The organism is Neobacillus sp. FW104-15D2 (assembly GCF_058790155.1).
This window is the reverse complement of sequence record NZ_JBYTCJ010000059.1, coordinates 1-8279: the sequence shown is the minus strand read 5'-3', so window position 1 is coordinate 8279 and position 8279 is coordinate 1. Positions and strand designations below refer to the sequence as shown.

The window sequence follows — 8279 nt, the reverse complement described above, 5'->3', positions numbered from 1 at the left end:
GGCTAGTTCTTACTCGGCGGGAATCCCACCCGCTATATGATACGACCTAGGCTCGGCCGCACACCTGCCCCGTTTGTTCAGTAAGGAATTTAATCAAAAAGGCGGTTAATCCTACTTGGATCAACGCACCCGTTAAGAGATAATCGTATCTAACTGAGGGAGCACAAAAAGAAATGTTTCTTATCTAATTTTCGAATGTCCTAAGTATAACCACCTGCATCGGAGATAACCTATCTTATGGAGGTGCTAAACATGGGTCGAAAATTTGAAAAAAACCTTATAAAATTGCTTTATTTCTTTGGTATTAGTTCCTTTATTTACTTAATAAAAAAACCACTTGCAAAGGACTGGCTCCTTGTTTTCTTTATAAAAAGTTATTATGCATCATTGGTCGATAAACTGCTTGTAAATAAAGGTTATGTTAAATATCCCATCCGATTTCCAAAACAAGTTAAAACAAGTGTGGTGTTTGATTACATACTTTTCCCAATTTCTTGTGTTTTTTATAATCAACTGACTAAGGATTCTCGCATCCTTCAGTGCCTTTTAAAAGTTCTGTATTTCAGTGTACCGATGACTATTACTGAGCTATGGCTAGAAAAAAATACACAGCTTGTTAAATATAAAAAGGGGTGGAATTGGAAAACCACTTTTTATTCGCTTTCTTTTTCCTTTTTATTGGTCAGATTTTCAATGTCTGTTATAAGACTTCTCTTCAATAATAAATACGATTTTTCTTAGATGGAGGTTCTTAATAAACAATAAGAGTAAAAAGGAAGAGGCATTTCTTCTTCCTTTCGTATTATAAGTTCAACCAGATATTTCTGGTTGAACATTTTTTTAGCTACAAGAAAAAAGACGGCCGCAGCAATCATCCTCAGCCATCACAATAAATGAATTTCCCCCACTTTATGAATATTCCAACCATTTAAAATAACTTACCAATTTTTAAAAAACTTTAAAGAATGTTTCCCTCCTATTTTTGGAACAATACATTTGATTGTATTAACGAATAAGGAGGTTAATTAGAAATGGATAATCAAAAATTAGCCGATCATGAATCTTTGGATTTACATGAAGTTATTAATTTCAAAACCCTGTGTTTAGCGAAATCAAAACTAATGCAAGGATTGGTATTTGATCATGATTTGAGAGCATTAATGCAAAAAGATGTTGAACAATCCATGCAAGCGCTTGGGGAATTACAGGCAATTTATCAACGTGCACCTTTTGAAGCTCCTGTTCCTCAAAATCGGCCAACACCCATAATAAATTGAAAAGGAGGCAAATTCATTGAACCATGACTATTTAGACCCTATAAACTCGCTACACGTACCAGAGCTAGCAGATACCACATTTGCGATGGATTTACTTCTTCGTGCCAAAGAAGGTGTGCGCAATATTGCTGTCGCATTAATGGAGTCTGCATCACCTGATGTTAGAACCCTCTTACGAAACCAGTTAATGCAAGGTATTGCCATGCACCAAGAAATTACAGAACTAATGATTAATAAAAAATGGTTCCATCCATACGAACTAAGTGAACAGTATAAACTAGATCAACTCTCTGCCAACAATACATTGATGATTGGCAAAATGAATCTATTCCCTGTTGAGACCAATAGAAAAGGTATGTTTGACCGGACACCTGATGATCACTAACACTGGAGGCTGTAACCAATGAAGGCAGTAACGTATCAAGGTATTAAAAATGTTGTAGTCAAAGAAGTTCCAGATCCAAAGATTGAAAAAGCAGATGACATGATTATTAAAGTAACGAGTACAGCTATATGTGGGTCTGATTTACATTTAATTCATGGCATGATTCCTAACCTGCAAGAAAACTATGTTATTGGTCATGAACCGATGGGAATTGTTGAAGAGGTTGGACCAAATGTTACGAAAGTAAAAAAAGGGGATCGTGTTATTATTCCTTTTAACATTGCCTGCGGGGAATGCATTTATTGTAAAAACCATTTGGAAAGCCAATGTGATAATTCTAATGATAATGGTGATATGGGTGCCTATTTCGGATATTCGGGAACGACTGGCGGTTATCCAGGCGGGCAAGCTGAATATTTGAGAGTGCCGTTTGCCAACTTTACTCATTTCAAAATCCCTGAGACCTGTGAAGAACCTGATGAAAAGTTATCCGTTATCGCTGACGCTATGACCACAGGTTTTTGGAGTGTTGACAATGCAGGCGTGAAGGATGGAGATACAGTTATTGTATTTGGCTGCGGTCCAGTTGGTCTTTTTGCTCAAAAATTTTGTTGGTTAAAAGGTGCAAAGCGTGTCATTGCCGTAGATTATGTCGACTATCGTTTGCAACACGCCAAACGTACCAACAAAGTTGAAATTGTAAATTTCGAACACTTTGAAAATGTGGGAATGCAGTTGAAAGAAATGACGAAGGGTGGCGCTGATGTTGTCATTGATGCAGTTGGTATGGACGGTAAAATGACTGATATGGAGTTCCTTGCGAGCGGAATGAAGCTTCAAGGCGGAGCATTAAGTGCGTTTATAATGGCTTCACAAGCAGTGCGTAAAGGCGGGACAATTCAAGTTACGGGCGTTTACGGTGGCAGATATAATGGTTTCCCTCTTGGAGATATTATGCAGCGAAATATCAATATCCGCTCCGGTCAAGCTCCTGTCATCCACTATATGCCATACATGTTTGAATTGGTAACATCTGGTAAGATTGACCCGGGCGATGTAGTAAGTCATGTCCTTCCTCTTAGTGAAGCAAAACATGGCTATGAGATTTTTGACACAAAAATGGATGAATGTATTAAAGTCGTGTTGAAACCTTAAGGAAGGAGGTATGAAAAATGAACTACGCCTTGCATGAAGTTCTTGAGGTCCATGAGATGGCTGCCTTTAAGACCAATTGTCTGACTAAGTCCAAAACGATGAAAGCGTTAGTTACAGATCAGCAATTAAAAGATATTATGCAGCAAGACATTGATGTATCTACGATACAATTACAAGAATATGCTTCTATCCTTTCCAACGCTAAGCAGTAAATTAGGAGATGAATGAACATGAATCCAATCATTGAAAATTTAACTGGCATGAACGCACTATCGGATCAAGTGGTTGCAATGGATTTATTGATTGCAGCTAAGAGTGGAGTTAGAAATTATGCCATGGCAGTTACGGAAGCAGGAACGCCGGAAATTAAAGAAATGCTCACTCGCCATTTAGTGGAAGCTCTTGATATGCATGAACAAATATCCGCATATATGGTAGAAAAAGGATGGTACCATGCTTGGGATACAAACGAACAGATCAGTTTGGATTTAAATAATATCAATACAGCATTGAACTTACCGACATTATAAAAAATTCCCAGGAACAGTTTAATACTCACCAAATAAACTGTTCCTATTAAACCATTTTGAGTTTATTTGGCAGAAGTAATAAAGTTAATACTTCTTGCTTACTCGTGTTTGTTTTACACTATATAATGAAAACAATTAATTGACTATTTTATTATGAAAAGGTCGGAGCAGGAAATTCATCAATTTTGATACGAAGTAAACTATAAGGTTTCTGTCGTAAGTCTTTTCCATAATGAAATCTAGGCTGCCGATGTAATTGGTTCACAATGACATACAAATATTGATCCGGACCAATTGAAAAAGTATCCGGCCACAAAATTCTCGGATCATGTGCGATAGTTTCCATTATGCCATTTGGCAATATCTTACGTATACTGTTGTTTTCATAATCTCCAGCATAAACAGTTCCCTTTGCATCGGTGATCATTCCATCAGACGCACCTTTTTCTCCCCAATACTCCACATGATAAGGTAAATCCATGTCCGGTATCATTCTGTCTCTCAGGGCTTCTGTTGAGATCGAGAACAAATGACGACTGGTTAGTGGAGCAAAATATAATATCTTTCCATCGGGAGAAATCGCAAGACTATCAGACGCCAATCTAAATGGAGAAGTTGAACCGTCTTTGTTTCGATTCATTAAAATTTGACCTTCTACTTTCGGTATAAAATAGGGATCGGGTGAAGTTGAATTTGCTCCATTTAACCTTCTAAACGCGTTTCCATTTTCTAAATCTACGACGATAATAGCTCCTGGTCCTCTTGAAGAAGAATCCGTTATATAAGCATAACCTGCTTTTCCAACACGAAAATCAAAACGGACATCATTCAGATAAGTTGTAGGCAGGACAACATCTTCTGTAAAGGTATATACTTTTCTTATTGTATTGGTTTCTAAATCAACAGCGACTAATTTTGCCCCCCATTTAATAGGTTCAGAAAAATTGGGTGCCGCTGTATCTAATATCCAAAGCGTTCCCCTTCCATCAGCAACTACACTTTGGACACTGATGAAAGTCATTGTGATATTCTCGGGGTTAACCAAATTGGTTTGTAAATTAGGATAAGGCTGCAATTTATCCTCAACAATTTCCGCCACCGTAAATTTAACATCGTCTCCCCATTTCGGAAAGCAAATGAAAATACGACCATTTTCTGAAACAGTAACACCTGTAGGCATAGCCCCATAAAATGCATAAACTAGTTCTAAATTACCGAAATATTTTTCACTAGGTAACATAGGTTTCATAATATCCTCCTCAAGCATTCAAACGGGATATCTCCTATATATGATTTATATTTTTTCTAGTGCATGTTTCTTAATAAGTTTTTCTATGAAGTAGAATTCAATTAGCAGGTAGCAAAGTTCAATATTCCAGAATCAACGTTAAGCTGTTATAAATAAAAATCGAGAAAATTTTCTTTGAAAAACTTTGTGAAGAAATGCACTTAAACTAAACTGCCCGTTTAGTAAAATAAAGAAAAGCCTTACTCCTTATTGAAGTAAAGCACCGGTTAATTTAAGTACAATTCTTCCAATTAACCTAATCAACTTTTTGTAATTACCGTAAAAAGCATTAATCCTTTTGTTCAACGCATACTTTGGCTAAGCAAAGTATTTTAATACGTTTTAATTGCATCCAAAAAATTGCTTTCAAATTCAGTACTGGTCATATGAGTAGCTTGCATAAAACTTCTTTCAAAATCGCCTGTATTATTTGTTTCATTTATAATTTCTTTTACTATGCCAACACCAAATCTATCAATTATACTCTCGTTTTCTTCAATTCTTCCACCAATAGTAGTTAATAATTGTTCCTCTTTGTCCCACGCCATTACGATTGTTCCATTTTCCGTTATTGGAATACAGTGTACTCCGGCAATCTTTTTATCATTTGGCAAATTTATTATCGTATTTAACACAAGACCCCCTCCATAAAATGTACAATTTTAGCCCAAATTGTTTAATTTTTAAATACTCATATATTCTAGCTAAGTATAAAAATTACCTGCTTAATAAGGTTTTCTTCTTAAAACTGGAAGTGGAACAACAGAAAAAAGCCTCTACTCCTTATTGAAGTAAAGCCCCCTTTAGTTTAAGTAAATTTATTCACAATCATACTGAACAAATTGGGTTGGCATCATAACTTTACAGACAAGACAAAATTTAAATAAATTTCCATCTTTTTAATTCTATAAGAGTAATTTTTCACTTATTAAAAACCTCACTCACTTATGTTACGGTTCTCCGTAACGAATCTAAATGAGGTTATAAAACCATGAATATATTTTATTATTCATTTAAAGATCTACTTTACCACAGTCAAAACTAATACCTGTTTCATTTTATTTGCCATTTTTCAACGTTGAAGTCTTTTACTTTTGAGTAAATAATTTTGGTGTCTAAAAAAGTTTTAAAAATTCTTTTGCTGCTTTTGATAAGTAACTATTCTTCCTCCAAATTACTTTGGGTTCAGATATTAAGGTCTGATCCTTTAGCTGAATGACTCTCAATCCTCTCAATGAATGGAGGGATAATAACGAGAGCGGTAAGATCGTTGCACCAAACCCCGATGAAACGAGACCAAGTAACATAATTAAATCCTGACATTCGCACAGTATATTTGGTTCTAAATCTAACCGTTGAAATTCATTGACAATTTGTCCATACGCACCTAAACCATAGTTTGGTCGCAGAAGAATCAATGGCAACTCGATGATTTCCTCTAACTTGCATTGTTCTGATCCACTCCACGTCCATTTTTCAGGCAAAACAAGCACATATGGGTCACTTTCCAATGTCATTTGAGAGATACTTTTTTCTGTTATTGGACTATTTGTTATCGCAATCTCAATCTGACGTTTAGATAACATTTTTATGAGATGAATCGTTTCGCCTTCCCATACTTTGAAAGTAAGACCAGGATTTTTCTCACGAATATCTACAACCTTAGAAAGAATTAAAGATGCACAATAAAGATTGGATCCAACAGATAAAATCCCACTGGCGTCTTTCCTCAATTCTTGAACTTCAACCATTGTTTCATCAAGTTTATTTAAAAGCTCTTTTGCTCGAAGAAGTAATCTTTCCCCCTCCAAGGTTAAATTAAGACTTTTGTTATCTCGATCAAATAAAATGACGCCTAGCTCTTCTTCCATTTGTTTGAGTTGTCTGCTCAAAGGGGGTTGAGCAATATTTAATTTCTTTGCAGCGGTCGTGATCTTACCTTCTTCTGCTATAGTGACAAAGTATTTTAACTGTCGAATATCCAAGATGAAACCTCCATCATACCCAAAAGATATAGTAAAAAGATAAAACAGATATTTTAAGTATTGATAAATTGAGTATACACTAAGATGTAGTGTAATTCATTAGTTAAAGGAGTGTGACTTTGTTGTTCAAAAAAAATACCATACAATTTCCTAAGCTTTTATCGGTTGGGAATATATCGAATGGATTTGTGGCCTGGCTTTTTGGTTCAGCAGGACCATTATTAATTGTTTTACAAGCTGCTGCAAAAGGTCATTTGTCTGGTAGCATAACCAGCTCATGGATTTTCGCCATTTATGGAATGGGGGGACTCCTAACGCTCATCGTCTCCTTATATTATGGGCAACCCATAGGCTATGCCTTTTCAATACCTGGAGCCATTCTTGTGGGCTCAAGCTTAACCCATTATTCTTTCAACCAAGTGGTTGGTGCCTATATTATAACCGGGATCCTTATTTTTCTTTTAGGATTATCTGGCCTTGTTACAAAATTGATGAAGGTTTTGCCTATGCCAGTTATGATGGGGATGGTGTCAGGCGTCTTACTCCCTTTCGGAACTGAAATGATCGGCTCGGTTGTAAAAAATCCTTTACTCAACGGAATCCCGTTACTTGTCTTTCTTGCTCTTTCTTTTTTCTTACGATTTTCAAAAAAGTTTCCGCCTATATTAGGGGCGATCATTGCAGCAATTCTTTGTCTTAAATTTTTGCCAAATGTTTCTGTACAGCCTCTCCATATAACAATGGGCATTCCCCATTTTATCATCCCATCATTTAGTTTTTCCGTTGTAGGGGAACTTGTCATTCCATTACTCTTAACGGTTATTGCTATTCAAAATGCCCAAGGGATTGCTATGTTAGAAACCCATGGCTATCGTCCACCGATCAATGCCATGACCAATTGGAGCGGAATCGGTACCATTATAAATGCTTTTTTTGGGGGCCACCCAGCCTGTATTGCAGGTCCCATGACGGGCTTACTTGTTAACAAAGAATCAGGCAAACTTGAACATAGGTATGTCGCTGCTATTGTATTAGGAGTATTATCCTGTCTATTAGCTCTATTCTCTCCAATAGCTTCGCAAATTCCACATGTCATTCCTGCCTCATTAATTCAATTACTAGGTGGCGTCGCCATGATTAGTGTACTGGTTGACTCTTTGAAAATGAGTTTCTCTGGTCCATACAAATCAGGCGCCCTCTTTTCCTTTATAATCACAATCTCTGGGATCTCTATTCTCCATATTGGAGCGCCATTCTGGGGTCTGATAGGGGGTACCTTAGCCACCGTATTCTTGGATAAACAAGATTTTTATAAATTCGAATCAAGTGACCAAAACAATGAAACTAACTTGAGTGAAGCTCTTTTCAAGGACAAAATTTCCTAACACCGTTTCTTTAGACCTCGGATACATCTCATGACAAAATAAATGACACCTAGACATTGTGCAGTCTAGGTGTCATTTATTTCTTTGTATAGAATAAAAACCTCATTTACTTATGATACGGTTCACGGCTATTGATGCTAAATTAATTCTTAACTAATTGCTTCGAGGGCTGCACATAAGTTAAAAAACACTCTTCAACTAGTCGAGTAGAAGGGAGCCTTTCTACCTTGCGGTAAATTGTACTCCTCCCCCCTCACAGAACCGTGCTTGCGCT

General features: G+C 36.5%; 10 protein-coding genes. 7 read left to right on the top strand and 3 right to left on the bottom strand.

Translation table 11 applies throughout. The features are described 5' to 3' along the window. Positions 1-252 precede the first annotated feature (252 nt). The 6 genes from AC3WR0_RS25130 (at position 253) to AC3WR0_RS25105 (ending at position 3347) form a co-directional block, all read left to right on the top strand. On the top strand, positions 253-741 hold the full coding sequence (locus AC3WR0_RS25130; RefSeq protein WP_492554811.1) for a CBO0543 family protein: 489 nt from the start codon (positions 253-255) through the stop codon (positions 739-741). 290 nt (positions 742-1031) lie between these two features. Next, a complete protein-coding gene (locus tag AC3WR0_RS25125) occupies positions 1032-1277 on the top strand; it encodes a spore gernimation protein GerQ (RefSeq protein ID WP_066255762.1) in 246 nt (81 codons plus the stop codon). Between the two features lie 16 nt (positions 1278-1293). After that, on the top strand, positions 1294-1662 hold the full coding sequence (locus AC3WR0_RS25120; RefSeq protein WP_492554810.1) for a spore coat protein: 369 nt from the start codon (positions 1294-1296) through the stop codon (positions 1660-1662). An 18-nt stretch (positions 1663-1680) separates the two neighbouring features. After that, positions 1681-2817 carry a zinc-dependent alcohol dehydrogenase gene (locus AC3WR0_RS25115; RefSeq protein ID WP_492554809.1) on the top strand — a complete coding sequence of 379 codons (1137 nt, stop codon included), beginning with the start codon at positions 1681-1683 and terminating at the stop codon, positions 2815-2817. Between the two features lie 17 nt (positions 2818-2834). Further along, positions 2835-3029 (top strand): hypothetical protein, encoded by a 195-nt coding sequence (locus AC3WR0_RS25110; protein WP_335538547.1) that lies wholly within the window; start codon positions 2835-2837, stop codon positions 3027-3029. An 18-nt stretch (positions 3030-3047) separates the two neighbouring features. Then, positions 3048-3347 carry a spore coat protein gene (locus AC3WR0_RS25105; RefSeq protein WP_492554808.1) on the top strand — a complete coding sequence of 100 codons (300 nt, stop codon included), beginning with the start codon at positions 3048-3050 and terminating at the stop codon, positions 3345-3347. Positions 3348-3498: 151 nt separating this feature from the next. Here AC3WR0_RS25105 and AC3WR0_RS25100 read toward each other — a convergent pair whose 3' ends face one another. The 3 genes from AC3WR0_RS25100 to AC3WR0_RS25090 all read right to left on the bottom strand — a co-directional run bounded on the left by AC3WR0_RS25100 (position 3499) and on the right by AC3WR0_RS25090 (position 6620). Then, on the bottom strand, positions 3499-4596 hold the full coding sequence (locus tag AC3WR0_RS25100) for an L-dopachrome tautomerase-related protein (protein ID WP_492554807.1): 1098 nt from the start codon (positions 4594-4596) through the stop codon (positions 3499-3501). A 371-nt stretch (positions 4597-4967) separates the two neighbouring features. Then, the gene (locus tag AC3WR0_RS25095; protein WP_492554806.1) at positions 4968-5270 is read right to left on the bottom strand and encodes an NUDIX hydrolase; all 303 of its coding nucleotides are present in this window, start codon (positions 5268-5270) and stop codon (positions 4968-4970) included. Between the two features lie 480 nt (positions 5271-5750). Continuing rightward, positions 5751-6620: a LysR family transcriptional regulator gene (locus AC3WR0_RS25090; RefSeq protein ID WP_492554805.1), complete on the bottom strand. Its 870-nt coding sequence runs from the start codon at positions 6618-6620 to the stop codon at positions 5751-5753. A 119-nt stretch (positions 6621-6739) separates the two neighbouring features. On the opposite strand from AC3WR0_RS25090, the gene AC3WR0_RS25085 reads away from it, so the two are divergent. Continuing rightward, positions 6740-8005 carry a benzoate/H(+) symporter BenE family transporter gene (locus tag AC3WR0_RS25085; RefSeq protein WP_492554804.1) on the top strand — a complete coding sequence of 422 codons (1266 nt, stop codon included), beginning with the start codon at positions 6740-6742 and terminating at the stop codon, positions 8003-8005. The last annotated feature ends 274 nt before the right edge of the window (positions 8006-8279 follow it).